Annotated in this window: 27 protein-coding genes and 1 pseudogene; 14 read left to right on the top strand and 14 right to left on the bottom strand. The window is 66.0% G+C overall.

Annotated elements, in window-relative coordinates; genetic code table 11:
• Window positions 1–200 precede the first annotated feature (200 nt).
• From ACFHWT_RS14825 to ACFHWT_RS14800, 6 genes are all read right to left on the bottom strand, one after another.
• Window positions 201–1,118 (bottom strand): phosphotransferase family protein, encoded by a 918-nt coding sequence (locus tag ACFHWT_RS14825; protein WP_416595181.1) that lies wholly within the window; start codon window positions 1,116–1,118, stop codon window positions 201–203.
• Window positions 1,118–2,473, bottom strand: coding sequence for a hypothetical protein (locus tag ACFHWT_RS14820; RefSeq protein ID WP_416595227.1), 1,356 nt, complete (start codon window positions 2,471–2,473; stop codon window positions 1,118–1,120). The genes ACFHWT_RS14825 and ACFHWT_RS14820 overlap by 1 nt, the downstream gene beginning before the upstream one ends.
• Window positions 2,474–2,989: 516 nt before the next feature.
• On the bottom strand, window positions 2,990–5,242 hold the full coding sequence (locus ACFHWT_RS14815; RefSeq protein ID WP_416595180.1) for a restriction endonuclease: 2,253 nt from the start codon (window positions 5,240–5,242) through the stop codon (window positions 2,990–2,992).
• Between the two features lie 525 nt (window positions 5,243–5,767).
• Complete coding sequence (locus tag ACFHWT_RS14810) at window positions 5,768–6,844, bottom strand: ATP-dependent nuclease (RefSeq protein ID WP_416595179.1); 1,077 nt, start codon at window positions 6,842–6,844, stop codon at window positions 5,768–5,770.
• Between the two features lie 1,123 nt (window positions 6,845–7,967).
• The gene (locus tag ACFHWT_RS14805; protein ID WP_416595178.1) at window positions 7,968–8,843 is read right to left on the bottom strand and encodes a phosphotransferase family protein; all 876 of its coding nucleotides are present in this window, start codon (window positions 8,841–8,843) and stop codon (window positions 7,968–7,970) included.
• Complete coding sequence (locus ACFHWT_RS14800) at window positions 8,840–10,162, bottom strand: hypothetical protein (protein ID WP_416595177.1); 1,323 nt, start codon at window positions 10,160–10,162, stop codon at window positions 8,840–8,842. The genes ACFHWT_RS14805 and ACFHWT_RS14800 overlap by 4 nt, the downstream gene beginning before the upstream one ends.
• A gap of 938 nt (window positions 10,163–11,100) precedes the next feature.
• Here ACFHWT_RS14800 and ACFHWT_RS14795 point away from each other — a divergent pair.
• The 5 genes from ACFHWT_RS14795 to ACFHWT_RS14775 all read left to right on the top strand — a co-directional run bounded on the left by ACFHWT_RS14795 (window position 11,101) and on the right by ACFHWT_RS14775 (window position 13,897).
• The gene (locus tag ACFHWT_RS14795) at window positions 11,101–11,514 is read left to right on the top strand and encodes a DivIVA domain-containing protein (RefSeq protein ID WP_416595176.1); all 414 of its coding nucleotides are present in this window, start codon (window positions 11,101–11,103) and stop codon (window positions 11,512–11,514) included.
• A gap of 64 nt (window positions 11,515–11,578) precedes the next feature.
• Window positions 11,579–11,836, top strand: coding sequence for a hypothetical protein (locus ACFHWT_RS14790; RefSeq protein WP_416595175.1), 258 nt, complete (start codon window positions 11,579–11,581; stop codon window positions 11,834–11,836).
• The gene (locus ACFHWT_RS14785; protein ID WP_416595174.1) at window positions 11,800–12,090 is read left to right on the top strand and encodes a flavin reductase; all 291 of its coding nucleotides are present in this window, start codon (window positions 11,800–11,802) and stop codon (window positions 12,088–12,090) included. The genes ACFHWT_RS14790 and ACFHWT_RS14785 overlap by 37 nt, the downstream gene beginning before the upstream one ends.
• Window positions 12,087–12,815 carry a GOLPH3/VPS74 family protein gene (locus ACFHWT_RS14780; protein ID WP_416595173.1) on the top strand — a complete coding sequence of 243 codons (729 nt, stop codon included), beginning with the start codon at window positions 12,087–12,089 and terminating at the stop codon, window positions 12,813–12,815. Before ACFHWT_RS14785 ends, ACFHWT_RS14780 begins: the two co-directional genes overlap by 4 nt.
• A gap of 461 nt (window positions 12,816–13,276) precedes the next feature.
• Entirely contained in the window at window positions 13,277–13,897 is a 621-nt protein-coding gene (locus ACFHWT_RS14775) for a DUF4352 domain-containing protein (RefSeq protein WP_416595172.1), read from the top strand.
• A gap of 125 nt (window positions 13,898–14,022) precedes the next feature.
• Here ACFHWT_RS14775 and ACFHWT_RS14770 read toward each other — a convergent pair whose 3' ends face one another.
• Window positions 14,023–14,457, bottom strand: a complete 435-nt coding sequence (locus ACFHWT_RS14770) for an NUDIX domain-containing protein (RefSeq protein WP_416595226.1) — start codon at window positions 14,455–14,457, stop codon at window positions 14,023–14,025.
• Window positions 14,458–14,556: 99 nt separating this feature from the next.
• Between ACFHWT_RS14770 and ACFHWT_RS14765 the strand changes: the two genes are divergently transcribed.
• Both ACFHWT_RS14765 and ACFHWT_RS14760 read left to right on the top strand, forming a co-directional pair.
• On the top strand, window positions 14,557–14,826 hold the full coding sequence (locus tag ACFHWT_RS14765; protein ID WP_416595171.1) for a hypothetical protein: 270 nt from the start codon (window positions 14,557–14,559) through the stop codon (window positions 14,824–14,826).
• Entirely contained in the window at window positions 14,801–15,199 is a 399-nt protein-coding gene (locus tag ACFHWT_RS14760; protein WP_416595170.1) for a squamosa promoter-binding protein 15, read from the top strand. The genes ACFHWT_RS14765 and ACFHWT_RS14760 overlap by 26 nt, the downstream gene beginning before the upstream one ends.
• Window positions 15,200–15,522: 323 nt before the next feature.
• Here ACFHWT_RS14760 and ACFHWT_RS14755 read toward each other — a convergent pair whose 3' ends face one another.
• On the bottom strand, window positions 15,523–16,320 hold the full coding sequence (locus tag ACFHWT_RS14755) for a hypothetical protein (RefSeq protein WP_416595169.1): 798 nt from the start codon (window positions 16,318–16,320) through the stop codon (window positions 15,523–15,525).
• An 84-nt stretch (window positions 16,321–16,404) separates the two neighbouring features.
• Between ACFHWT_RS14755 and ACFHWT_RS14750 the strand changes: the two genes are divergently transcribed.
• The 3 genes from ACFHWT_RS14750 to coaD all read left to right on the top strand — a co-directional run bounded on the left by ACFHWT_RS14750 (window position 16,405) and on the right by coaD (window position 18,122).
• The gene (locus ACFHWT_RS14750; protein ID WP_416595168.1) at window positions 16,405–16,929 is read left to right on the top strand and encodes a hypothetical protein; all 525 of its coding nucleotides are present in this window, start codon (window positions 16,405–16,407) and stop codon (window positions 16,927–16,929) included.
• A gap of 93 nt (window positions 16,930–17,022) precedes the next feature.
• Window positions 17,023–17,607 carry a phosphohydrolase gene (locus ACFHWT_RS14745; protein ID WP_416595167.1) on the top strand — a complete coding sequence of 195 codons (585 nt, stop codon included), beginning with the start codon at window positions 17,023–17,025 and terminating at the stop codon, window positions 17,605–17,607.
• Between the two features lie 5 nt (window positions 17,608–17,612).
• A complete protein-coding gene (coaD, locus tag ACFHWT_RS14740) occupies window positions 17,613–18,122 on the top strand; it encodes a pantetheine-phosphate adenylyltransferase (RefSeq protein WP_416595166.1) in 510 nt (169 codons plus the stop codon).
• Here the strand turns inward: coaD and ACFHWT_RS14735 are convergent.
• Window positions 18,064–18,510, bottom strand: a complete 447-nt coding sequence (locus tag ACFHWT_RS14735; protein ID WP_416595165.1) for a MarR family winged helix-turn-helix transcriptional regulator — start codon at window positions 18,508–18,510, stop codon at window positions 18,064–18,066. The two genes, coaD and ACFHWT_RS14735, sit on opposite strands and share 59 nt — an antisense overlap.
• A gap of 3 nt (window positions 18,511–18,513) precedes the next feature.
• Here ACFHWT_RS14735 and ACFHWT_RS14730 point away from each other — a divergent pair, with 3 nt between their 5' ends.
• On the top strand, window positions 18,514–19,515 hold the full coding sequence (locus tag ACFHWT_RS14730) for an NAD-dependent epimerase/dehydratase family protein (RefSeq protein ID WP_416595225.1): 1,002 nt from the start codon (window positions 18,514–18,516) through the stop codon (window positions 19,513–19,515).
• Window positions 19,516–19,581: 66 nt separating this feature from the next.
• On the opposite strand, the gene ACFHWT_RS14725 is transcribed toward ACFHWT_RS14730, so the two are convergent.
• Both ACFHWT_RS14725 and ACFHWT_RS14720 read right to left on the bottom strand, forming a co-directional pair.
• Window positions 19,582–20,733 carry a hypothetical protein gene (locus ACFHWT_RS14725; protein ID WP_416595164.1) on the bottom strand — a complete coding sequence of 384 codons (1,152 nt, stop codon included), beginning with the start codon at window positions 20,731–20,733 and terminating at the stop codon, window positions 19,582–19,584.
• A 47-nt stretch (window positions 20,734–20,780) separates the two neighbouring features.
• Window positions 20,781–21,740: an alpha/beta fold hydrolase gene (locus tag ACFHWT_RS14720; RefSeq protein WP_416595163.1), complete on the bottom strand. Its 960-nt coding sequence runs from the start codon at window positions 21,738–21,740 to the stop codon at window positions 20,781–20,783.
• A 63-nt stretch (window positions 21,741–21,803) separates the two neighbouring features.
• Here ACFHWT_RS14720 and ACFHWT_RS14715 point away from each other — a divergent pair, with 63 nt between their 5' ends.
• Window positions 21,804–22,787: a helix-turn-helix transcriptional regulator gene (locus ACFHWT_RS14715; RefSeq protein ID WP_416595162.1), complete on the top strand. Its 984-nt coding sequence runs from the start codon at window positions 21,804–21,806 to the stop codon at window positions 22,785–22,787.
• On the opposite strand, the gene ACFHWT_RS14710 is transcribed toward ACFHWT_RS14715, so the two are convergent.
• Together ACFHWT_RS14710 and ACFHWT_RS14705 are read right to left on the bottom strand one after the other, a co-directional pair.
• Window positions 22,759–23,256, bottom strand: coding sequence for a YcxB family protein (locus ACFHWT_RS14710; protein ID WP_416595161.1), 498 nt, complete (start codon window positions 23,254–23,256; stop codon window positions 22,759–22,761). The genes ACFHWT_RS14715 and ACFHWT_RS14710 overlap by 29 nt on opposite strands.
• 49 nt (window positions 23,257–23,305) lie before the next feature.
• On the bottom strand, window positions 23,306–23,518 hold the full coding sequence (locus ACFHWT_RS14705; RefSeq protein WP_416595160.1) for an NmrA family NAD(P)-binding protein: 213 nt from the start codon (window positions 23,516–23,518) through the stop codon (window positions 23,306–23,308).
• 8 nt (window positions 23,519–23,526) lie between these two features.
• Here ACFHWT_RS14705 and ACFHWT_RS14700 point away from each other — a divergent pair.
• Window positions 23,527–23,643, top strand: a pseudogene (locus tag ACFHWT_RS14700) (TetR family transcriptional regulator); the annotation flags it as partial.
• 98 nt (window positions 23,644–23,741) lie between these two features.
• Window positions 23,742–24,020: a hypothetical protein gene (locus ACFHWT_RS14695; protein WP_416595159.1), complete on the top strand. Its 279-nt coding sequence runs from the start codon at window positions 23,742–23,744 to the stop codon at window positions 24,018–24,020.
• On the opposite strand, the gene ACFHWT_RS14690 is transcribed toward ACFHWT_RS14695, so the two are convergent.
• The gene (locus ACFHWT_RS14690; RefSeq protein WP_416595158.1) at window positions 24,001–24,600 is read right to left on the bottom strand and encodes an NADAR family protein; all 600 of its coding nucleotides are present in this window, start codon (window positions 24,598–24,600) and stop codon (window positions 24,001–24,003) included. The genes ACFHWT_RS14695 and ACFHWT_RS14690 overlap by 20 nt on opposite strands.
• Between the last annotated feature and the right edge of the window lie 31 nt (window positions 24,601–24,631).

Below are 24,631 nucleotides of genomic sequence, written 5' to 3'. Positions count from 1 at the left end.
CGTTTCGAAGGGCGGCAGGGAGCCTCGTCTGCGGATAGTCTTCGGGCTTCGCGGAACAGGTGCTCGGGATGTACGAGGTTCATCGGCGCCCGCATTGGAAGGCCCTAGTGGGTTAAATTATATGGGGCCACGGGTTTCGATGAGCTCCGCTTCAAAAGGTACCTTTTTGATAAATCGGTTGTCGCGTCGACGCGGCAACCTTACGCGGATTCACTGGCAAGGTCCGCGAAGGGGGTCCAGCGTACGGTGTCGTCTTTGTCGCGGACGGAGGCTAGGCGGACGGCGAACTCGTCGGCTACGCCGGGGGTGCTGGCGAGTAGGGGTACGGCGGCGGCGATCATCTTGAGTTCGCGGGCTTCGCGGAGGGTCGGCCAGGCTGGGTCGGTGGTGACGTCGTAGCCGTACGCCGAAGTGAGCGCCTGGTGTGCGCCGGCCCGGCCGAAGTGGATCTCGCCGACGGCGACGGCGGCCAGGTCGACCTGCCACGGGCCGACGCAGGTCGGGTCGAAGTCGCAGAGGACCACGCGGCCGTCGGCTTCGCGGAGCAGGTTGCCGATGTGTGCGTCGGCGTGGACCAGCCCGCGAGCCTGGACGTTCAGATCCGCGATGCGTGGGGCGAGTCGGTCGCACCACTCCAGCAGAAAGTCTCGGTCGTCGCCGTTCAGCGCCTCCGCGTCGGTGAGACGGGTACGGACGTCGCCGACCGGGTCCCACTCGGGCAGCGGGAGCTGTGGCAAGCCGAGGGAGTGGAACTCGCGGAGTACCTGACCAAGTTCCTCGACGGTCGGCGGTCGCGGCGTGGGAGCGACGAGCCGCCACAGTGTTGCTGAGAGTTCGTCGACCCGTACCGGCTGGTTGATGTCGGGGGCGAGGCGGATGGTCGGGGCGTTGACCGCTGCGAACCAGGTTGCCAGGCGGGCGACCTTCAGCGCCCGGTCGTGCAGGGCGTGGGATCGGGTGATGCGGATGACGAGGCCGGCTGAGGGGAGCGAGTACACGGCGTTGTTGGTCAGCCGCAGTAGTTGGGCGTCGCCGGCGGCGACGCCGAGTCGGGCGGCGATCTGGTGCATCGCCGCTGTCATCGCCTGCTCGGTGAACCGTCCGGCCGATCCGGTCATCAGCTGCCCACGCCTACCGTAGCTACCGTCCGGGAGAAGTCGGCGACGGTGGACAGGCGTTCGTGGCGCTTGAGATCCCGTCGCAGGTTGTGGATGCGGTCCAGGATGCGTGGTGAGCTGAGTTGCCGGGCTTGTTCGATGACGCGGGCGCCGATGGTGACTGCCTCGTCGGGTTCGTCTGCCAGGAACAGTGAGCTGCACAAGCTGACGCCGCTGAGGACGCTGCTCCGTACGTTCTGCGACCCCAGCGTGTCGATCGCTTCAGTTACGGTGCGGGTGGCGGCTTCGCCGTAGCGGTCGCTTTCCTCCTTCCGGGCGAGGTCGCGGTAGACCCGTCCGTACTGGGCGAGGAGTTCACCGCGGTCGTAGAAGCGCATCCAGTCTGGTTCGTTGTCCGGGTTGATGCGGTCGAACTCGTCTGTGGCCGACCCGAGGGCGCGTGTTGCCGACGGCCCGTCGCCGAGAGCGGCTATGGAGGCGGCCTCGGCTCCGTGCAGCATTGCGCTGACAGCCGGGGTGACCCGTCGACCTACCTCGTCGCGGGCCAGCCGAAGCGTCTCCAGCGCGTCCTTGTTGTGGCGCAGGTGCTGGAACTGGCGGGCCTGGCAGTAGCGCACCCGCGCTGTGAGCAGAACATCGTTCGCGGCGACCGCCATCCGCTCGGCCAGGAGGAAGTGCCTCTGTGCATCGAGATGTCGGCAGGCGTCGAACGCGGTCCAACCCGCCAGTTGTCGGACTGACGCGACCGACCGCAGCAACCGAGAGCCCACCGATGAGGGGTAGGGCTGATCCAGCATGGCTGACGCGGAGTCGGCCAGGTGTGCGACGTCGCGGTAGAGCGCGCCACCCCCGCGTTCGTAGTCGATAGATCGGTAGAGGGAGATCACGGCGTCGAGCCGGTCGATGTCGCTGTGGCCCACCCGACGCGAGCCGCCATCGGCGGAGCCGCCGAGTAGACCGGCCGAGGCAGCGACCGCCGCGATCCCCTGGAGCAGGGAGCGACGGTTCGTGTCCGGTTCTCCAGCCTCGCCGTGCTCTGGCATCTGCCCGGGTCGCACGTCGTTCCCTGGGAGTACGCCGGCTGGCTCACTCTCATGTCTCGACGATCGGGAGTAGACCCTTCGGACCAGGGCGACTGTGGTCCTCAGCTCGCGTGCGGGCCGGAATCCGAGTTCGTCGTCGGTGTCGGCGTTGAGGGCGATGCGGAGGGCGGTGCGGTAGTCCTCGGCGGGGTAGCGGATCTTGCCGTTTTCGAGTTTGCCGAGGTAGTTGGCGGTGAAGGCGCTGTGGGCTGCTTGTCCGGGGTCGGGGTAGAGGATCTTGTTGACTGCGTCGGCGAGTTGCCGGCGGGTCAGGCCCAGGCGTTCGCGTGCTGCGGTGAGCGGATGGTTCTGCATGACACCCCCGAAGTATGGCGCAGGATCTGATGCGTGGTGGCGCGAACTGCCTGTGGCGGTAATCGATTTTGGACAGTATCCCACCTGGTGAATGCCGCCTTCAACCATCTGCGTCGAGCAATTCCTGGCTCTGCCAGGGAATACGTCAACGACGGATGTCAAGAGGGGAGGCAGGGGATGGTTCCCGCAACGGGAAGCATCCCTTCCAGTAGTGCAGGAGCACAGCCACCCACCGCCGGAAGCCGGCACGAGCGACTGTGGCAGGCTCAGCGAAGCCTTGCGCACCGATCAACGGAGCACGCCGGCCCGGTCGAGGCCGGCGGCGTTGGCGACGATGCGTGCGTTCGGGGTGATCTTCTGCAACCGCTGACCCTCGGCCATCGACACCTGCCGGCCGAACACCTCTGGCCGTCTGCCTACCGGCCATCACCTCCCACCACAAGTGTTGGGAGACAGCCTGCCGACAGAGAGACACTAGTTGCCATGGATATTTCGTAGTGACGAGAAGATCGTGTCGATATGCTTGCTTGTCGCTTCGGGCGACGGAGTAAGACGAGCCTGATGTCCCAGGTGTGGAGAATCGCGCATCGAGACCTCGCGCATCGAGGCCTCTTGCTGTTGGCGTACTTGTGTAAAATTTGGAAATACTTCCTCCGCATTTTCAAACGAGGTAGCATAATCAAAAATCTCCGAGTCTATTGATCCACCCTTTTCTGGCCAACTGTCAAACTCCCGGACGGTCAGACGGAGCTTTGCATCCTCAATCTCCGCGATCACAGAGCTCGGTGCAAGCTCTCTAAGCTCATCAACTACAGACTCTGCCCATACGCAATTGTTCCAAGTCCAGAGGTCACCGAGGGCGTCGTCTACGGCAAGCTCCACGAGTTCGTCAGTCCGTCGTCGGAGGCGCGGGTTAGGCGAGTCGCTGACAGTTCGAATAAATCTGCCTATATCGGATGGGTCGTCCGCGAAAGAGAATACGTTTGTCCCTTCGTTGACCTCGTCGGCGACGTGATCGGATAGCATAATCATGTCGAGTTTCTCGGCCATCCGAAGAAGAGCCGTTAGCCTCTCGAGGTAGCTCTGACTTCTTGCAATCCTCGAGCGATTGTCATGCAGTAACTCGATAGCTCGTTCGGCAAAAAGATCCTTGATATCCGTGACCTGTCCGATGTCCTCGGTGTCGAGATCATTCAGCAAAGGCCAGCATTCCATGAGCTGTTCAAAATAGATGGCAGAATGGACCAGATTTCGAAGCAATTCTGGGTGACTTTTAACGAAAACTTTCATGAAATCTCGAATGGATGGATTGTGAAATACTACGGTTGGTGCCCCGAGGATCTTGCCTACTCCTCGCGTGATGGTGCCATCGAGTATTCGGATAGACCGACGCATCTGGTCCGAGGTGGAAGGCTGGTTCAAAATTTCTCGATAGGCGGTCCATGCGTTTAGAAGGTCAGGGACTGGTGCCGATCCGCCAAGAAGAAGGAGGCAGAGGAGTACGTGTACATCAGAGTCATCTAGTTGCTCTTCTATGATATGCGCCCATATGCGCCAAGGATTAGACAAATTCGCTAGGAGTGCTTCGACAACATCTTCCGGTGGTTGATCTGCAGAGACGAAAGAATTGAGGGTAACGCTGACGAGTCTAGGATTGAAGTTGGAATGACGTATTATTGGCCAGTACGAATCTAGGTTGGCAAAGAAGGCGCGTTGCTCTCGGGTTAGTGGTGAAAAGTAGACATGATTATACAGAATCTCTGCCCGAACTAGCGGTGTATATTCACCTAGATCAAGAACGCACTTCAGAGCGTCAAAATCTTGGCTGGCAAGCTTCTCGTATCGAGTTTTGGCCTGCGCAAGTATGTACTCGCGCGTGGTAAGAACGAAGCGTTTATTGCTGGCCCTGTGTGAGCGGCGAAGGAGCGAAATTATTCTGCTGTCCTCATTCTTGTGGAGTTTGTCTTGCAGTGTTGTTTGGCCCAAGAAATCGTCATAGTAGAAGATCTGAGGTACGGAATCGTCCCACAAACGGTTTGCCTCTTCGGCATCCTCCGAAATCTCCACAACCTCGTAACCGGCCTCGTAGTGTGCGGCCAAGATGACGTGAGCGAGGGTAGTCTTCCCTATTCCAGGTATTCCCGATATCATGCAGACGTGGTACCGATCCAGCAACTCATTGGCTCGACCGTAGCTTGGACTTGGCACGTATGTGCGCAGGGTCTCTTCAATTTCCGACTTCAATGCCGCCGATCGGGTGACAATACCCCGAGAGATTAGTGTTCCTAGAACTGCGGCGCTACTTAACCATAGCCGCAGATGCCGGCGCGCTAAATGCGGTCGCTTCCGCAACTCGCTTTCTATTTCTCGCAAGCCGAATATGTCGCCGACGTCCATGCTGTAGGGCTTGAGGGCATGGACTATTTTTGCTTTTGCCTGAGGAGTAAGGTCTACAGAGGTAGCCAAGATGTATCTCGCTGGATTCAATATCTTCAACTTTGGCGCCTCGTTCTTCCCCATTTCTCGAATAAGCGCAGTGCGGCCAGCTTTGGTCCAGTGCTTGCACTGAACGATAATCTGATCTGAACCAAGATGTCTGAGATCGATTCCTTGATCGGCTCCTTGCGCAAAAATCTCTAGGCGAACATCAAGTAGTTCCTCAAAGACATCTTTGCAGACTGCCTCGAAGTCCATGTCGGTCAACCTGGCAAGATCGAAGCTATCCACCTGTTCTCCACCTATCTGTATAGCAAGTCCTGACGTACTGGGCTGGTTCGATCGACGGCGGCGCACGAGCCTTCCCATTTCATGAAATGATCATTGCCATGGCCGCTTGGCTGTCACTGGGTAAAGGCTGGCCGAGGCCTGCGCGAGGCAAGGCACCCGTCGGGCGGTCGAAATGCCGTAGATTCGACCCTGTTGATTATGTGGATCCCTAGTAGCCCAAAGATCTGTTTTCGCAGGATGTGTAGATGTCGGCGACCAAAGACTTGACCAGCTGTTTCGCCCGATAGACGGTAGGAAGTGTCGTACCGCCGTGCGATCCTAGTGACGTCGGCGGAGGGAGGCAACGACGTGACGGCCATCGAGCACCGGGTACGCCACCCCGAGACACCAGAACCTAATTCTTGTCGCTGGTGCGGGGTCCCCCAGAGGGAACACGGGCAGCGTTGGGCACCATCAAAAAGATGGCACATATGGGAGACCCCCACCGCCGCGCAGCGTCGGGCACGAATGGTTAGTCGCCGTGCCTCACGTGTCAAGGATGGCTAGTTTTTCCAAATCAAGGAAGGCATCGCGTAGCTCTGAAGGAACTTCGGCTGGTGTCTTGAGGCTTCGAGCCATCTCATACATCATCTCTGCTTTTGAAGAGGGGCCGCTGTTACTTCCCTCTCGGAAAAGATGCAGCAAGGCGGAACTGAATTTCCCTGGTCTTAAAGCGTCTATGTCGAGAGGTTCCCATGGTTGGCCGTCGATGCGTGGCCAGGCCTCGTTGGCCACTCTGCACCACTGGTCGTTCGTAAAAGTGAACTCCAATTCCTTTCCTGGGACCCCAATAAAACGAGCCTGCCTGAGAATGTCGATGCCCTCCTTTGCTAGGTTCGCATCCTTGAATAGCTTGTTTGTGTTCCGGCTATCGTCGTCGACGATAAGCATTACCTGCCGTTGTGTGCGGGCGAGGTATCCGATGAACTTCAATGCCCCCTCGTTATTGTGGCAGCCGACTATCACGACTCCGGCGGCGTGAATTGGCTGGCCAGTGCACAAGCGGTAAAGTATAGGGAATGACTGTTGCTCGGTGGCGCCTTCGACGCCCACAAAGCAGCGTTCATGTAGCAGGACCGTATTGCGGAGCCCCAAGGCGGTGGCGATGTCCGAAAGGAAGCGAGAATTGGTGTTGTCATCGAGATCAGATAGCAGTAGATTCGCGCGGGTGCGCTCCCTGTCGAGTTGCAAATGAACGATGTCTTCGATCGCGGCTCCGTCGATCAGGTTCATCGAGTGGGTTGCGATTATCATCGACACGCCGGGAATTGTGCATTGTTCTCTTATCAGTGCCATCACTCGACGCTGTTGGATATAGTCGAGATGCGTGTCGGGCTCGTCATAGGCGAGCACGATTTGTGGCTCGTCCATGGCAGTGCTTTCGCTGGCGTCTCGTTGTAGAAGTTCGCTTGTCCACTCCCAGATGGCAAGACTGATGCGACGGGAACGGCCGGCTCCAACTGCGCTGAGGCTGACGGTCTCGCCTCCCGTGCGTGCCAGGAGGATTTTGGTAGACCGTAGGCCGGCGGTGAAGGATACGTCTGGCTTAACCTCGACAAACACTAAGTCTGGACATCGTTGCTTAATGTGGTCGACTAATCCTTGTGCGTCCTCGCGTACTCGTCGTCCAAGTTCGTCCTCGAGGCTGCGAACCTGCTGTTTAAGGTCTTCGTCGTCTAGGTGGGATCTGTAACGGCTATTTAAAGCGACCCGGACTGCAGCTTCTGCTGACTCTGCGTCGCCAAAGCGTAAAAACTTTGGTAGTCTAGCGACTACCTCTTTGCCTGCGGATACCCATGCTTGAGTGGACGGTTGTGAGCTAGCGAATTGATTGAGTGCCGTAATCCAGCTGCTTCTGGACCTTGCGTCGGACGTGACCGTGACCCCAAGGCCGGCTGCTGTGGCTCGCAAGTCTGATAAGGGCTTCGCGTCGAGATTGCGAAGGTTTTCGTCGACGGGCGCGTCTACTAGTATCTCAATGCGTGACCCAAGTTCATACCCGCTGATGCGTCGCAGTCGAATGGCCTTGGGCAACGTTAGAACCGCTTGCTCGTGAGTGGAGAGGAGGAACTCGCCTTCGACCCATGTAGCGTCTACTCGGCGCGAGGGCTGAGATTTTTCGTTAGAGAAAGTGTCGGCATCTTCTGCCTGAGCCAAATGGTCGAAAGTTCGGTCCTCTTCACTCAAAGGTGAGGTGCCTAGCAGGAAGGACAGCGCGTCGATAGTGGCTGACTTTCCGCTGTCATTAGGGCCAGTTAGGATGGTTGGGCGTCTGATTGGGATAGGGCCGACGTCTTGCAGGCTACGGAACCCGTGTACTGATATCGAGACGAGTTGCATGAAGATCCCTTCGCTGCCCAACTGCCCGTACGTGCAGGCGCAGCATCCTTCTCGGCTATCAGCCGCCGATGGCCGCGCGGCAGATAGGCTACTCCTGTTCTCGATACGCCGTGTCACCTGATCCGGGACGAGCGGCGGACTAAGCCTTCGTCGCCGGACTTCTACCTTGTGCGCCTTCTGCCTGATATGGGTACGACAAGCTTGCCCGGCTCGTTGCCCGTGCGCTGCATGACCTGCAACCTGCCTAGCGGCAGAGCGCTTTCGATGTCGCCCTTGGTTGGTGACGTGCTGCCTGCCGTCGAGTATCCCAACTGCTGCGGCTGTACGCTCCTCCCTATTCAGGGCCTCACGGGACCGGTTTCCAGTTCCAGGGGCGGTGGCCGTGCTCGCCACGGATGCAGGCGAGGCGGTAGTCGGCCTGGTCGCGTAGGGCTGGGTTGTCTTGCGCGAGTTGGGCTGCGAAGGTGACTTTGCGCAGCTCTCGGGCGTCGCGGAGGACCGGGTACCCCGGCCAGTCGGTGACGTCGTAGCCGTAGTGCCGGCAGAACTCGGTCCAGCCGGGGGAGTACTCGGCGCTGAAGGTCAGGTGGTCGACGGCGACGGAGACCAGGTCCCACTCGGGTGGGCCGAAGGCGAATCGTTCGAGGTCGAGCACGACTGGTCCGGCGTCGGTGTCAACGATGTTGCCGGCCCAGGCGTCGCCATGCACGGCACCGTGGGGGAGCCCGGGGGGAAGCTCTCGGTAGCAATCCTGCAGGCCGTGGAGGTGATCGAGTAGCCAGGCGCGGTCGTCGTCCGCGAACACGGTCGCCTCGGCGATGCGCTGCTCCAGGCGTACGAACGGTGCCAGCGGAGGCAGGTCGAGACTTGCCGGGGGCCGCAGACGGTGCAGCTGTTGCAGCACCTGGGCCAGCTGGCCGATGCTGCCTTCCCGATGTGGCGGCAGCTCGTGCCAGAAGGTGACGGCTCGCCCGTCGACCGCGACTGGTTGGGGCAGCTGCTCGATCGCGCGGACAGCCGGTATCCCAGATTCGTTGAGCCAGCGGGACACCCGTACTTCCTTGCCTGCGGTGGCGAGCTGCCCGTCGCGGCTGACGCGGGCGACCACGCCGCCGGGCAGGCGGTAGATGACGTTCTCCGCAGACCGGATCAGCTCAGCGCCGGTCACGTCGACCCCGGCCTGTTGGCAGGCGAGCAGCAGCGCTTCCTGCGGGTCCATCATGCGACAGCTCCGACCGTCTCCCGAATCCGGGCGCGCATCTCCTGCACCTCCGTGAGCTTGCCGTGCCGTCCGGCCATCCGGTGCAGCTCCCGCAGGTCGTCGGCGGCGCGCAGCGAGCGGACCGGCCCGGCGTCGTCGAGCGCCAGGTTGCCGATCGTGACGGCCTCCAGCGGGTCACCCTGCACCATCGTGAGGGAGGCCAGCTTGATCCGGGAGATCGCCCTGGACCGCAGGTACGCCGGGAGATGATGCTCCACCGAGTAGGCGAACCGGTCGGCCGACTCCGTAACGAGTCTGGTGTGCAGGGCCACGTCGAACAGTGCGTGGGCGGTGTCGCCGTGGTGCTGCGCGCCGTCGTAGAAGCACATCCACGGCGGGTCCTCCGCCGGCGAGGCGTGCGCGAAGGCTTCGTCGGCGGCGCCGACGGCGGCCAGCGCCTCCTGTGCTCTGTCCGGTCCGAGCTTGGCGAGTGCCCGTGCTCGGACGGTGTGCAGCATGGCGCGCTCGGACGCGGTGAGCCAGTCGGCGCGGACCAGGGCCATTTCGATGTGGGTGAGCCCGTCGTCGGGCTGACCGCACCAGACCGCCTGCCGGGCCAGGCTGGACAGCAGCATCGCGCGCTGGTGCCAGTCGCCGCCGATGCTGGCGCAGCGCAGGGCGAACGTGAAGCGTTGCCGAGCCGCGTCGTGGTGGTAGGCGTCGAAGAGCATGAACGCCACGACCCCCGCCAACTGGGCCAGCGCCTTGTGTAGCGCGGGGCGCAGGTGCGCCGGGCAGCTCACCTCCAGCAGCCGGGACATGCGGTGCAGCTTGTCGTCGGCGATCTCCCGGACCAGCGCGCCGCCGTGCGCGTTGTCCCACTGCTCGAGGATCTCCGCTGCTTCCAGAACCTGAGCGATGTGTTCCTGGCTGACCTGACGCGGCAACTCGTCGACGACCGGCGGCCCGAGCAACGACATCAACGGGATGGCGTCGGATGTCAACGAGGCAGCGGCGGCGGGACTCAGCCCGGTTGCCGGGGACTCGTAACGATTGGATCGAACGGCGAGCATGCCTTTCGTTCGCATGCTGATATCCCGCCGGCGGAATCCGAGTTCGTCGTCGGTGTCGGCGTTGAGGACGATGCGGAGGGCGGTGCGGTAGTCCTCGGCGGGGTAGCGGATCTTGCCGTTTTCGAGTTTGCCGAGGTAGTTGGCGGTGAAGGCGCTGTGGGCTGCTTGTCCGGGGTCGGGGTAGAGGATCTTGTTGACTGCGTCGGCGAGTTGCCGGCGGGTCAGGCCCAGGCGTTCGCGTGCTGCGGTGAGCGGATGGTTCTGCATGACACCCCCGAAGTATGGCGCAGGATCTGATGCGTGGTGGCGCGAACTGCCTGTGGCGGTAATCGATTTTGGACAGTATCCCACCTGGTGAATGCCGCCTTCAACCATCTGCGTCGAGCAATTCCTGACCCTGCCAGGGAATACGTCAACGGAGAATTGTCAAGAGGGGAGGCAGGGGATGGTTCCCGCAACGGGAAGCATCCCTTCCAGTGGTGGGGGAGCGTCGCCCCGTCCCGGGCGGGACGCCTACCGCAGGCGGTCAGTCATCGGCCACGGTGTGTGCGGGGTTCGGCACAGACGCCGTACCGCTGAAGTTGCCGGACCCCGACGCGGCCTGCCGCCGCCGGAAGCCCCCGTGACCGGCGGCGGCAGGCCCCGCGAAGAAGCCCAGGTCCACCGGCCAACACAGTGGACGTACCCGGAAAGGGGTTGTGATGCTGGAAGCGGTGCGTGCCGCCCCGGTTGCCCGACGACGAAGTCCCGGTCGTGCCGGAGGATGCGCTGCCGGATGTCGGCCATGATGCGCCGGTAGTGCGGCTCGAACTGACGTGCGGGCATGCCGAAATCGTGCCCCAGTTCGCCCTTGCGGGAGACCCGCCGGGGTGGCGTCGACCTCGTGGAGCGGCGCTCAGCTGCTCCTTCGACGGTCGGCGCTACCTCGGCGATCCCCATCGACGCCCCGGCCGAGCCGGTGCACGCGGCACCGTCGGCCACTGCACGCAACCAGGAGGAACCCGACCTCCGGCGTTCGGCGGAACGTGAGCCGTCGGACGCCCGCACCAGCGGCCCTGTGGGCGTACCGCCGTTTGTGGCTGCGTGCGCAGGGCGGGCGGCCCGACCTCCGCGCCCCCGTTCGGGGTCGGGCCGCCCATCCCACCTTCCCCACCGAACCGCGATGTAGCGGCGATCCCGTGACCTTCGAAAGGGCGGTCCCACCCGTGCGCAGACTCCTCGACCGTGTCCTGTTCCCTCGGCGTACTCGGCGGCAGGCCCGGCTGCTCGCCAGCCTCGCCAACCAGACCTGGCCGGCCGCCCGGCCTCCTGCCGCTGCTGCTGCCGGTGGGTCGCGTCCGCCGGCCCGGCACGGTGGCAACGCCGCCACCCACCTCTACTACGGCGCCAGTGTGGTGCGGCCGGCGATCAGCCCTGGGCTGGTCCGCGACCGGCGGTTCGCGGTCCGCACCCGGCGCGGTTGCGACCCGACCGAGGTACGCGCCTTCCTGCACCTGGTCGCCGACGAGTTGACGGCGGTGCGGGCCGAGTTGGCGGCCACCCGGGACGAGAACGTGCGGATCAAGCAGGCGTTGCGGGACTGGCAGTCGCGGCAGTTCCAGGCCGGGATGCCGGCCTGATCCGGTCGACCCGGACCCGCCAGCCGGTGAACACAGTGGACGATGCAGGGAGAGGGGTAGCTTGATGCTGGATGTGGTGCTCGCCGCCGCGATCGCGCTGCTGGTCGGCGCGGTCGTCGGGTTCAGTTTGTGTCGGCATCGGCACCGCTGGTGTCCCGGCTGTGGCCGTACCCTGACCTGCCCGGCGTGTCCGACCGGCGGGCTGCTGCCCGCGCAGGTCGAGGCGGCCGGGCGTCGGTGGGCGCCGCAGCCGGCGCGGACCGTGACCCTGCGGCGGACCTGGGTGTGGCCGGGCCGGGCGCGGCGGCGGGCCGGGCGGTGACCGCGCGGGTGGTGGCCGTGGTGGGCGGGGTCGGGCATGTGGCGGCGCGTCCGTCGTGGCGGTGCCGGGCCTGCCGCCGGCCGTGGCCGTGCGAGCCGGCCCGCGCCGAGCTGCTGGCGAGCTTCGACCGGATCGGCCGCTGCATGTACGTGGCCCAGCTCGCCGCCGAAGCCGCCCGTGACCTGCCCGGCCTGACTCCGGCGCAGACGTACGCGCGGTTCATCGCGTGGGCGCGGCGGCGGGAGCCGGCATGACGGTCTACCGCACCCAGGCCACCGCCGCCGCCACGGCCGCTGTCGCTTCCGGTGGTGGGGTGCCGGTGCCGGCTGCGGCGGCACGGGGCCGGTCGCCGCTGCTGGCGGACGAGTTCTTCCTGTTGGCGCATGATGATGTGACGGGTCGGCCGCGTCTGCCGGCCGGGCCGGTCGGGTACGGTCTGGCCGCCGCCCTGCTGGCCGACCTGGTCGACGCGGGCGCGTTGCGGGTGCACGATGGCCGGTTGTGGCTGGCCGCGCGGCACGTACCGGTGGACGCGCTCGGCGGCTGGATCCTGCGCTGGCTGGACGCGGAGCCGCGACACCGGCGGGTGGGAACCTGGTTGGCGTTGCTGGCACCGCGGGCCCACGGCCAGGTCGCGCGGCGGCTGACCGCGGCGGGCGTGGTCCGGCCCCGGACGGTACGCCGCCGGCTGCTGACCACCGCCGTGGTCCATGTGCCGACGGACATGAACCGGGCCGCCTGGGCCTGGGCCCGTCTGACCGTACGCCTACAGCGCGGTGAGCCGTTGCCGGCTTTTGAGGCGCGGCTGGGCGGGTTGTGTCTGGTGACCGGGCTGGACGACTTCGTGCTCACCGGCCTGCCGCTGGCGGCCCGCCGCCATCTGCACCGGGAGACCGCCGCCCGGTTGCCGGCCGAGATCGGCGAACTGTTCACCATCGCCCGCCACCGCCTCGACGGCGCCGCCCACCGCCGCCGCTGACCATGCCTTGACCGTCTTCGGCAGTAGGCTCGCCACGTGCGGTTCTTCCTGATCAAAAGGTGCTTTACGGCTGCAGACAAAGGTTGAGGCGAGGGATCGTGTCGTTAGCGGCACTGGTCAGACTCACGGATCGGGCCGCTACATGATCAACGGCCCGGCGGGAATTGATCTTGATTCCTGGCTGCTTGGTCCGGGCGAACGATTGCCTGCGACACCTCCCCATCTACCAGCGGAAACAAGAGATTCGCTGACCGAACCACTCCAGAGCCGAGATGGAATTGTGACCACAACCCGCCCGAAAGCACCACCCTCCAAGTAGCGATTCGCCACCGAGACCGACCAAACACCCACTTTCGATCCTGGCCACAAGAGCACGCCATGGCTCAGTTCCGACCAGCCAGGAGACGATCTTGACTAACCCTGTCCCGCCACCTCCACCGCAGCCCTTCCACCTCGGACAGATGGCCCCGCCGCCGCGCAAGCGCCGTCTCTGGCTGTGGCTTCTCGCCGGAGGCGCCGCGTTCACCGTGCTGCTGGTCTGCGGCATCGCTGGTATCGCCGTACTGGCAAACCTCGACACCAGCGAGCCTGGCGTCAGCGTCGCTGCGCCCGGTACCGATACGGCTGGCGATAGCGATGCGCCAGGCGGCTCAACGGAGGAAGAGCAGCCAGCCACGCCGGCCGAAGTCGCTGTCGGGGAAACACTTACCATCACCGGGACCGGATTCGAAGGCCGCTACACGATCACCAAGGTCGAGCAGGTTGACCGTGACGAGTTCGGTCTGCGCCCTGAGCACGGCACCTACCTGCTCGCCCACATGAAGGTCGAGATCGTCGAAGGATCGACGTTCGTGTGCTCCTGCGAGACCGCGTTCGTCCAGGCCGGCGGCCGCGTACACGAGGAAGCCTTCGCCTCGATCAAAGGCAAGCCGATGTTCGAGTCGGCCGAGCTTGCCGCCGGCCAGAACACCGACGGCTGGATCGTGTTCGACGTGCCGAAGGACACCGTCGATGGCGGAAAGATCCAGCTGACGTTGCAGAACTTCTGGACTGACAACGAGTACGGCTACTGGACGCTCTAGTCCACCCGACGTGTGGTCGCCGGCAGCGCGTTGGCGACCATGCGTCCCATCCTCGGGCGGTCGGACCCTGCAGCGGTCGAGCGGTATGGGATCCCGCCTACCCGGTTCGCTACGGGAGACGTGGCTCAACCTGCGGTGATCAGCTCGCGGTACAGCGGAGAGTCCAGGAACCGCGGGACGATCTCGCCGTACGCCTGGCCGAACTCCAGGGTGCGCACGTCGGTGCCGGCCACGAACCGCATCGCGGCACCCTCCCCGCAGACCACGTCCTCGTCGGTGGCGTCGGTTGGCGCGTAGAAGATCGAGAACTCGCCGACGGCGCCAGGGAACTTCGCCGACGGGGCGAGGCCCTGCCAGAACAGGCGCAGGTCATGCACCGTGAGACCGGTCTCCTCGCGCAACTCGCGGTGAGCCGCCGTCAGCGGATCCTCGCCCGGATCGACGTTCCCGCCCGGCAGGCACCAGCGGTACGGGTCGACGCGGGTGTTGCCGTCACGGAGTTGCAGCAGCAGTCGACCTGCCGGATCGACCAGGATCACGCCAGCGATCCGAGCATCCACTCGTACGGCCACCCGAGCAGCCTACTGCCGTCCGCCGAGGGTGGTCTCGATCCCGTTGAGCTGCCGGTCGGCTGGATACGGTGCTGTCATGACGGTGGAATGGTCGCTGACGAGATGAGCGAGGCTGACATCGTGGAGGATTCGCCGGACCTGACCGTGGCCGGCGTCCGTAAGGCGGTACGCTCCTCAGCAGAGCCCAGCCCGCTTGGTCAGCGGACGCTTGCTGCGCGTGCGGCCGGTCGGAGCGGGCACGACGACATCTCCGAGCGCGCCGAGGAGTTGCTGCGCAGCGAAATCGGTGGTCCGGCGTCGCGCGGTCGTGAAGCCTGTACGGGTGAGCTGGGTGGCGAACCTGATGATTCAGGCTGATGTGGCGGATCACGGCAACGTCGAGTCGTTGAGTGGCTGGCTGGAACGCGAAGCACCTTGGAGGGCAGACGCCTGCAATAGCCAGGCCCGGGGAGTCGGCACGCTTCGGACGCTGACTGAGCCAGGCGTCAACCACTGGGGTGGGTGGAAGAACCCGGAATGCGAGGTCTGGGCCGGTGCGCTGAACCACGCCGACCTGGATGCGCTACTGGATCGGATCCGCGCGACGCCGTGGCGCTACCCGCAGCGGGTGCAGGTCCTCTTGATGGATCAGGAGGAGTCCTACTTCCGGCTGTACATGCTCCGCGACGGCACCTGGAGCCAGTACGCCCCGCCGCCGCCACCCGACGCGGACGATCAGCATGCCTGGTAACCCGTCGAGAGTTCCGGTGCCGTCGCCCGTACTGCGGGCGGCGGATCCGGGTGTCGAGACGGCGGGGACTTCATCGAGGTGAGGCTCAGATACCTCACCTCGCGATCCTGACGTGCGTCAGCCTCACCTCGACGACACATTTGGATGCCAGACCAGCCCGGCCACCCGCCGGCACGTGGGCACGCGCGCCGGCAGTAGGCGCGAGCCTGATCATGATCGATCGGCGTAGTCCGGTGACGACAACGATCGGTGGGCTGGTGGACAGCGCCGACTCGCCGCAGAACTCACCGAGCTGGTCTCGTAGCCCTCCACACAGGTGGCCGTCACCGAGTTGTGCCGCGTGCGAAGGGGTGCACGGTCCAGCCGGGGGCGACGGCCGCTGGCATCGGGCCGACGGCGAGGATCCATTCGTCGCCGAGCGTGCCGATGGCCAGGTCACCGGCGTCGAGCCGTAGGACCAGGCCGGTGCAGGTCAGCTCGCCGTTCGAGCCGGTGACCACTGCGCCGTCGGTGAGAATGGCCTCGACGAACCTGGACAGGACGTCCGGAGGGAGCGCCGGGCCGACCCTGACTTCTCCGTCGTCACCCATCTCATAGGAGAGGTACGGGTCCTTTCTGGCCAGCAGGAATTCGTCGCCGCGACCGTGGAGACCGACCGGTACGGCGCGTTCGAAGTGCAGCCACGCGTGCAGCAGGCTTGCGGCGTCGGGTTCACATCGGCCCTCGTACCAGTAGCGGGCCTCGGCCACGGCGTCGAGCCGCCGGCCGGCAATGTCGTTCAGCCATGACGTGACGATCAGCGGGTCGCTGAAACCGACGTACGGCGCGGAATGCTCGACGCCCAGTGCCTGCCACACGGCGTGGGCGGTTGCCTCATAGACGTCGCCCGTGCCGGTGTCGACCTCGGTGGTCACCACGTCGGTCACGGTCACCCTTACCGCAGGGGAGTTGTGGCGTAGTGCCCACCGCGTACCCAGGTCGGCTTCTCTCCGATGCTCGGCGCTGACGCCGACGGTCGTGGTCACCTCGACTTCGGGCGTGCTCGACGGCGACACCTCGACGGTGACCTCGGCGAACCGCGAGGAACGGCTCGTCTGCCGCCGGAGCCGGAAGGTTGTCATGATCCCCCATGATCCAGCCAGCCTCGGGGCCATCGGTCGCGGCCCCGATTGTGACGCCGCTTCGGCAGCAGGGATGCTGACGTGATGTCGACCAAGCAGCGGTACCTCGTCCTGCATGACTACGGCATGGGCGGCCTGTGGTGGTGGGTCTGGGCCAGGTCGACTCGCGAGGTGCTCGAGACCTTTGCCGAGGTCGAGGTCGTCGACTCGCCGGCCAACCTCGCTCGGGCCGAGGATTGGACGCTCGAAGAGTTGGACATCGACGATCAGGCGATGCCTGCCGGCCTGGACGATCTGCGTGCCAAGCGCGACCAGCAGCGCCTTCTGCCGGGCTTCGGCGCCCTCGCCAACCGGGAGGTCGTCTATCTGCGTCGGGCGTGGGACGGCGACGACCCGGCGACATACTTGATGGAGGTCGGGCCGGACGGCCGCTGGAGCCGGCAGGTGGAGGTGGGGGAGGGCGGGTCCGCGATCAAGACGGACCCGGAGGCCTGGCCTTTCAACCCGCCCGTCGTGGACCTTTTCAACCCCGAGCTGCGGGACCAGGAGGTTTCCCGCGACGAGTTCGAGTGGGCGTGGGCGGCTGCACAGTGGGAGGAGGGCAGGTAACGCGGATGAGCGAGGCTGGCCAACGGAGCGGATGCCGATCGGGCACTAAGATTGTTTTCCGGGATCCAGCACGCCGAGCTGCACGGAGCATGCATGCCTTTGACGCTGCGCCATGCCCTGGATGATCCGCCGCTGCGGCCGCTGCCAGCTCAGGTCGCCGACCTTCTGCTGCGGCTCGACGCGTCACCACGGCTGGCCGCGCATCTGCGCGCCGTACACGACGTCGCCGCCCAGCTCACGGGCTGGCTGGCCGTCCACTACCCGGCCCTGGTCGTCGATCGCGACGCCGTACTCTTCGGCGCCGCCACCCACGACATCGGCAAGACCGTTTACGTGGCGGAGTTGTCCGGGCCGGGTTCGCGGCACGAGCCGGCCGGTCAACAGCTCCTGCTCGACGCCGGCATCGGCCCGCACCTCGCACGCTTCGCCGCGACACACGCCAGTTGGCGGTCGCCCGGCATCGAGTGCGAAGACCTGCTCGTCAGCCTCGCCGACAAGATCTGGAAAGCCAAACGGGTCGTCGATCTCGAACAACTCGTCGTCAACCGCCTCGCTGCCTCCTCCGGGCAGGAACCCTGGCAGGCCTTCGTCAACCTCGACGATCACCTTGACGGCATCGCGGCGGACGCTGACCAGCGGCTCGCCTTCCAGAACAGCTACCCCGTCACGGCCGGCTGACGCCGGTGCGCGGTTCGTTGGCGGTCTATCCCGGTACGTTCGACCCGTTCACCCCGGGGCACCGTGACATGGTGGCCCGTGCCCGGGCGATGTTCGACCGGGTCATCGTCCTGCTGGCGGTGAACGCCGACAAGCAACCGACCGCCGAGGCCACGGCCAGAGCGGTACGCGTGCGCGACGCACTCCCAGCGGACTGGGGCAACGTCGAGGTCGACACCTGGACCGGCCTGACCGCTGCCTACTGCCTGCGCCGTGGCGCCACGGTCATCGTCCGTGGCGTGCGTACGGCTGTAGACGTCCACTCCGAGCACCAGCTCGCCGCGATGAACGAGCGGCTCGGTGTCCGGACCGTATGGTTGCCGACCCGTCCGCAGCTGGCCGCCACCTCGTCCACTGTCGCACGAGCACAGCATGCGGCGAAGTCGGCCCGTGCGTCGTACGACGCTGGGGGTCGGGTCAGTTCTCCACGAGGGTCCGCAGTGTCCGGCGAAGCTGACTTGTCGCACTCGGACTGATCCCGGCCAGGAACGCACTTTCGGCCTTCCAGTACGCCACCTGTGCCGCGTCGTAGGTCTGCAACCCCTGTTCGGTGAGCTCAACGACGTTCCTGCGCCGGTCCGTGGGGTCCGGTCGGCGCGTGATGATGCCCTTGCGCTCAAGTACATCCAGCAAGGCGACCATCGTGGTGCGGTCGATGCCGAGGGTCTGCGCCACCTGCAGCTGCGAGGTCGGTTCCCGGTGGGCCAGGACCCGGAGCGCTCCGAAGTCCTTGCTGTCGATCCCCAGCGGCTCGAGCGCCGCGTCGGTCAACGCGGTGAGCTTCAGGGCCGCGTGCTTGAGGAGGTACCCCAAGACCTCGTGCGGGTCAGCGGTGGCGCTCGGCTCAGTGGACACGGCTCCCATCTTATGCATAGTCTGATCGTCAGTACTGCTGACGATCAGACTTACTGCGAAAGGCTCGTCATGATCATCGTTACCGGAGGGGTCGGTTTCATCGGCTCCCACACCGTCCGCGCCCTCGCCGAGGCCGGCGAGGAGTGCGTCCTGCTCCAGCGCCGCACCCCCCGAATTCCGCCACATCTGGCGGACCTGCCCATCCACGTCGTCCAGGCCGACGTCGCCGACCTCGATGCGCTGCTCGCCGTCGGCCGGCGGTACCCGATCACCGGAATCGTGCACCTCGCCCTCGCCCTGCCCTGGCCGGCGACCGACGTCGACCCGATCGGAGCGACGGGAGGAGCCCTGGCGGCGTTCCTCAACATCGTCCGCGTCGCGCAGACCTGGGGTGTGCGCCGCGTCGTCACCGCCAGCACTATCGGCGTCTACGGCTTCACCTCTGAAGGTGCACTCACCGAGGACGTGCCGATCCCCTTGGGGCACGTCCACGCCATCCCGACGTTCAAGAAAATCACCGAACTCCTCGCCGGCCACCTCTCGGACACGACCGACGTGGACATCATCAACGCCCGCATCTGCGGCACCTGGGGTCCCGGCGGACACCTGCCCGACCCGTTCTTCGCCGCGCCCTCCCTGGCTCATGCCGCAGCCCGGCGCAGCGAACCCGACCTGTCCGGACTCCTCGCACCTCCGCACGCCGAAGATGCTCTCGACCTGCTCTACGTCAAGGACACCGGTCGCGCACTCGCGTTGCTACAGCTCGCCGAGAAGCTGAACAACCCCACGTACAACGTCGCCTCTGGTCGCGCCACGAGCAACGCCGACGTCGTCACCGCGATCGCCTCCGTCGAGCCCGGCTTCCAGTGCGAACTTCCCTCGAGCGGAGGCCGCCCGGTGAGCTGGCTCGACATCACCCGCCTGCACGAGGACACCGGATTCAACCCCCAGTACGACACCGCCGCGGCTGCCGCTGACTACATCGCCTGGCTGCGCGCGGGAAACCCGCGGTAACTTCGGCCGACTGTGTGGGTGAGGGGGTGTGGCCCGGCCTGGCCGGGCTGCCCGGCAGCGTTGCTCCTACCTCATTCGGCCCCGGTAGCCGACAGGGCCCGATCCGACCCCCTGGCGGATCCCCAGGAACGTGCCGTCGTCAAAGGCGATCGTGCCGTTTCCGCCCCGGTTGTCGCGCCAGGCCAACCGGGTGAGCGGGCGACCACCCACCCCCACCGCGAGCAGGAGGTCGTGCGAGGGGTACCAGCCACCACCCCAGCCTTCCTGGGCCGCGTATCGCGAGGCATCGCTGGTGGCGGGACTACGTTCGATGAGCTGGCCGCGGAACTCCTTCGGTCGCTTGCCCGGCCGGCGACACCAGCCGTAGAAGGCAGCCTGCTGGGCCTCGAAGGTGACGGCGTACTCGGCGCCGGAATCGTCGGCCCAGGCCACGTGCTCGAGAAGGCAATGCTCGCCCCGGTCGATGAAGATAGTGACCTCACCCCGACTGGTGGCGTACCTCAGCACCGGTTCCGCGGTCAGCTGGCTCTCGAGCGCCGACCTGGCCTGGTCGTGCGCGTGCATCGGGTCGATCGTGACCCGGTACAGCCACAGCATGCTCTCGGCGTCGCCACCGCTCTCCACCCGCAACGTGTTGCGCCCGATCAGCAGATCCTCGGCCGGGACCGCGAAGATCAGACGCTGCGGCAGCCCGCCACCGTTCGGGATCCGCAGCCGGTCCGCCAGTGGCCTGCCGTTGAGACGAACGGTGAGCGGGGCGTATCCGGGAGAGTCGAAGAGCATCGACGCAAGCGCCACGACTGCGACGCACGCCTCGCCGACGACCTCCGGGTCGGGTACGTCGAACTCCAGCTCGACCGAGCCGCCGGCATCGATCTCCAGGTGACCGTCAGCGTCCTCCACCCCGTCGACGTCGGTGATGGTGACGTTGCCGGTGCGTGCCGGGTCGGTGCCGAAGTCGGCGTAGGTGGGCTCCATCTGGACCCCGGCGCGGTCGCTGACACGCGGGGCAGGAGCCGGCTGCGGGTCCAGCAGCACCTCGTACGTCGCGACCGTGCACTCGTTCCTGTCGTACCCGATGTTGGCCGCGCCGAAAGCGGGCCGCACCTTGCCGACGTGCAGCGCGCCGTTCTCCTCGTTGCCGTGGGGAACCGCACCGGGCGGGATCTGTCCTGCGCTGGCGGTCTCCCAACGGTATCCGCTTTCGGATTTTTCCATCCATGAAGGATAGATCAACTCATCGGACCGACGGCCACCCTGGGTCGTCAGGACTCCGTCAGGACCTGTTCGCCCTGGGAGACATCCTGCTGTGCCAGCCACGTCAGGATCGCGCGGTTCGTCTCTTCCGGCTTCTCCTGCTGGATCCAGTGACCGCAGTCCAGGGTGACCACGTCCACGTTGGGCACGAACTCCGCCAGCCTGCCGGACTTGGCGATCGTGTCCCGGTCGCCGTAGATCATCAGGGTGGGCTGCTTGATGATCGGGTCGACGTCCGCCAGTAGATGCCAGTTGCGGTCGAGGTTGCGGTACCAGTTGATGCTGCCGGTGAACCCGGTCGACTCGAAGGCCGAGACGAAGACGGCCAGTTCGTCGTCGCTCATCACCGGCTCGCCGAGTGGTGCATCAGCCCTGGCCAGGTCGATGAACGCCATACCCGGCTGAGGCTGTCTGAACGGCACGTTCTTCCGGTACAGGTTGCGCAGGAACTGGAAGGTGTTCTCGTCGAACACGGCGTCCGCGACACCCGGCTGTCGGTTGAAGTGGACAAAGTAGAAGTCGCCACCGAGTACGGCTTCCATCAGCTCGATCCAGGGCGTCTCCCCACGCTCCTGGTACGGCAGGCTCAGGTTGATCACCCTGTTGACCCGGTCCGGGTGCAGCAGGGTCAGCCCCCAGACGACCATCGCACCCCAGTCGTGGCCGACGAAGGTGGCATCGTCGTACCCGTAGTGGTCGAGCAGTGCGACGAGATCCCCCGACAGGTGGGCGATGTCGTAGTCGGTCACCTCGGCCGGGCGCGACGAATTGCCGTAGCCCCGCTGGTTCGGAACGATGACGTGGTAGCCCGCTTCGGCAAGGGCAGCCATCTGGTGGCGCCACGAGAAGGCATGCTCCGGCCAGCCGTGACAAAGCACGATTGGCTTGCCGGCGTTGCGCCGGCCAGCCTCGAAGACTTCGAGCTGCACGCCGTTGACGGGGACAAGACTTGGCTCGGGAAAGTTCATGCCGCCATCCTGCCGACCATAACCGGTCACCTCATGACCGGTTTATCTGACAATCTTGGCGGCATGCGCACCGACCGGCTGGTGGCCGTACTCCTGCTGCTGCAGCAGCGCGAGCAGGTGACCGCGGCGGAGGTCGCCCGCGAGCTGGAGGTCTCCGAGCGCACCGCCCGCCGCGACCTCGACGCCCTGGCCATGGCCGGGGTGCCCGTCTACGCCACGCAGGGCCGAGGCGGCGGCTGGCGCCTCGTCGGCGGTGCCCGTACCGACCTGTCCGGGTTGACCGCAGGTGAGGCCCGCGCCCTGTTTCTGGTCGCCGGCCCGGCCTCGGCCGCGACACCGGAGGTGAAAACCGCGCTGCGCAAGCTCGTCCAGGCCCTTCCGGAGCCCTTCCGGGCCCAGGCGCAGGCAGCGGCGTCGTCGATCGTCGTTGACCCGCAACGGTGGGGGGCGAGCCGGGCCGACCGCCCGCCGCCACGCTTCCTCGACGACCTCCAGGACGCGGTGATCCGTGGCGTCCAGGTGCGGCTCGGCTACGTCGACAGCACCGGCAGCGAGACCGAGCGGACGCTCCACCCGCTGGGCATCGTCGCCAAGGATCCGTGGTGGTACCTCGTCGCCACCACCGGGACCGGCCGCCGGACCTTCCGGATCGACCGGGTGTCGTCCGTCGACCCCACCGACGATCCGGTGCACCGACCTGCGGACTTCGACCTTGCCGGCAGCTGGCGGGAGATCGCCGACGAGGTCGACCGCAGCCGGATGCCCGTCGAGATCCATGCGGTCTGCGCGCCCGACGGGATCGGCAACCTGCGGATGGCGCTCGGCGACCGGCTCGAGGTGGGTGGCCCCACGGCCGACGGCCGCATCGAGGTGGTGATCCGCGGCTACAGCGAGTACACGCTCGCTGGCGAGCTCGCCTGGCTGGTCGAATGGCTCGAGGTAACCGGCCCCGCCGGTGTGCGGGACCAGCTGGCCGCGATCGGCACCGGGCTCGTCGAGCGGTACGGCCGAGGCGCCGTCACCCGGTCTGGAGCAGGCCGCGGTTGACCATGAAGTCCCGCAACGTCTCGACGTCGTCGGCGGACATCAACTCACGGGGGATCACGGTCGCCGGCATCCGGCCGACGTACACGATCCAGAAGCCGGGAGTGTCGAGCACCTTGCTGACCCGGTCCCAGGCGATGTCGCCGAACTCCGTACCGCTGCGCATCGTGATGGTGTCGTCGGTGATGTCGTAGCCGCCGTCGACCGCGTACTCGCCGGACCGGCGTCGGGCGCGCGAGCGCACCCACGGCCCGTACAGCATCGACAGCACACCGGCGGTGACCAGCGACATCCACAGCAGCGAGAACTGCTCGCCCCAGCCGTACTCCCGCGCGGCGACGAAAGCGGCCACCCCGGTCGCCGCCAGCGCCGCGCCGATGTAGCCGTACTTGGCCAGCCGCACCCGGCTGAGCGCGGCGGCCGCTTTGCCGGGGTAGTCGGGATCGGCGGGGACATCGAAACGGATACGCACCCCAGCACGATAGTGCCCGCTTCCGCGATTGGTCGGGCCCAGGCCGTCATCAGGTCGCGGTGAGGGCGTCGGCGGCGGCGAGCAGCGAGGCGGGGTCGTCCAGGTCGCCCCGGACCAGTTCGGCTCCGCGTTCCCGGAGCGCCCGCGCGGCGTCGGAACTGGCGTCGCGGACCAGGGCGCGTACCGCGACCCCCCGCTCGAGCAGGGCCCGGGCGGTGGCCCCGCCCTGCTTGCCGGTCGCGCCGATGACAAGGACGGTCATGCTTCCTCCTGGATAAGTGGGGTGGTGCCCCGTTTCCTGCGTACGCCTCCCTGGAGGAGATCGCCCGTGAAGCTGGTGTGGGTTCGGCTACCCTGCACCGGCACTTCCCGTCCCGGTGGGCGTTGCTGGAGGCGGTCTTTCACGACCGGGTCGAAGCGCTGTGCGACCGCGCCGCAGAGTTGGCGGCCGGGCCGGACGCCGGCCAGGCGCTGACGACCTGGCTGTGCGAGCTGGCGGCTACAACGCGACCACCCGTGGCCTGGTCGCCTCGCTGCTGCAGGAGCCACCGGAGGACGAGTCCTGCTGCGCGATGCTCGCGGCGGCCGGCGAACCGCTGCGGCACCGGGCCGTCGACGAGGGCGCGGTACGGCCGGACGTCGCCATGGCCGACCTGGTGACCCTCGTCAACGCGATCGCGCTGGCCACGGAGTCGGCCACCGCCACCGAGGCGCAACGGCTGATGCGTCTCGCCCTGGAGGGAGTCAGCCCGACCCGGCGGTGAATCCGTCGATCCGGCCGTGGCTACTGTCGATCTGCTCCCGTAGCGTGTCCCGGACCTGCATCAGGGCGAAGCCGAGCAGGTTGAGGCCGCGCCACCGGGTGGGGTCGGTGGCGGCCGGGTCGTCGCGGGTCAGGCCGATGCCCCAGATCCGGTCCATCGGGCTGGCCTCGACCAGCACGCGTTGCCCGGTGGCGAGCAGGTACGCGCGCAGGTCGGGGTGCTGGCTGAACTTGGCCAGGTTCCCGGCGACCACGATCGGGACGCGATGGGCGTTCCACGTCCGCTGGTCGAACCCGGCGACCCAGCCGCCGAGCACCTTGGCGGCGCGAGGGTGGGGTGCGACGAGGATCCTTTCGGCCATGAGCGGGTCGTCGAACAGGACCGCCTTTCGCCACATCATGTAGTGCTCGGCGGTGGCGAACGTGACACCGTCCACAGTAAATTCATTTGGCGACCACTGGCTGAGGCAACCCGCGCCGACGCTGCCGTCCGCCTCCGGCTGATGGCCCCAGAAGAACAGAAACTTCACCGGGTGGCCGGCGGCCACCAAATCGGCGACGTCTCGAACCTGAGCCAGCATGGCGGCCTGTGTGCCGCCGAGGTCTTCACGG

This window comes from Micromonospora sp. LOL_021 (assembly GCF_048060215.1).
GTDB lineage: Bacteria > Actinomycetota > Actinomycetes > Mycobacteriales > Micromonosporaceae > Micromonospora_E.
The sequence above is the reverse complement of the archived record's forward strand: the minus strand, read 5'-3'. Positions and strand labels throughout refer to the sequence as shown.

Coding starts and splice junctions, on each gene's coding strand:
- ACFHWT_RS14825 (WP_416595181.1), bottom strand. CDS start 1,118: ATGACCGGATCGGCCGGACGGTTCACCGAGCAGGCGATGACAGCGGCG.
- ACFHWT_RS14805 (WP_416595178.1), bottom strand. CDS start 8,843: ATGATGGACCCGCAGGAAGCGCTGCTGCTCGCCTGCCAACAGGCCGGG.
- ACFHWT_RS14800 (WP_416595177.1), bottom strand. CDS start 10,162: ATGCAGAACCATCCGCTCACCGCAGCACGCGAACGCCTGGGCCTGACC.
- ACFHWT_RS14790 (WP_416595175.1), top strand. CDS start 11,579: ATGCTGGATGTGGTGCTCGCCGCCGCGATCGCGCTGCTGGTCGGCGCG.
- ACFHWT_RS14780 (WP_416595173.1), top strand. CDS start 12,087: ATGACGGTCTACCGCACCCAGGCCACCGCCGCCGCCACGGCCGCTGTC.
- ACFHWT_RS14775 (WP_416595172.1), top strand. CDS start 13,277: ATGGCCCCGCCGCCGCGCAAGCGCCGTCTCTGGCTGTGGCTTCTCGCC.
- ACFHWT_RS14765 (WP_416595171.1), top strand. CDS start 14,557: ATGGTCGCTGACGAGATGAGCGAGGCTGACATCGTGGAGGATTCGCCG.
- ACFHWT_RS14755 (WP_416595169.1), bottom strand. CDS start 16,320: ATGACAACCTTCCGGCTCCGGCGGCAGACGAGCCGTTCCTCGCGGTTC.
- ACFHWT_RS14750 (WP_416595168.1), top strand. CDS start 16,405: ATGTCGACCAAGCAGCGGTACCTCGTCCTGCATGACTACGGCATGGGC.
- ACFHWT_RS14745 (WP_416595167.1), top strand. CDS start 17,023: ATGCCTTTGACGCTGCGCCATGCCCTGGATGATCCGCCGCTGCGGCCG.
- ACFHWT_RS14735 (WP_416595165.1), bottom strand. CDS start 18,510: ATGGGAGCCGTGTCCACTGAGCCGAGCGCCACCGCTGACCCGCACGAG.
- ACFHWT_RS14730 (WP_416595225.1), top strand. CDS start 18,514: ATGCATAGTCTGATCGTCAGTACTGCTGACGATCAGACTTACTGCGAA.
- ACFHWT_RS14725 (WP_416595164.1), bottom strand. CDS start 20,733: ATGGAAAAATCCGAAAGCGGATACCGTTGGGAGACCGCCAGCGCAGGA.
- ACFHWT_RS14720 (WP_416595163.1), bottom strand. CDS start 21,740: ATGAACTTTCCCGAGCCAAGTCTTGTCCCCGTCAACGGCGTGCAGCTC.
- ACFHWT_RS14715 (WP_416595162.1), top strand. CDS start 21,804: ATGCGCACCGACCGGCTGGTGGCCGTACTCCTGCTGCTGCAGCAGCGC.
- ACFHWT_RS14705 (WP_416595160.1), bottom strand. CDS start 23,518: ATGACCGTCCTTGTCATCGGCGCGACCGGCAAGCAGGGCGGGGCCACC.
- ACFHWT_RS14690 (WP_416595158.1), bottom strand. CDS start 24,600: ATGCTGGCTCAGGTTCGAGACGTCGCCGATTTGGTGGCCGCCGGCCAC.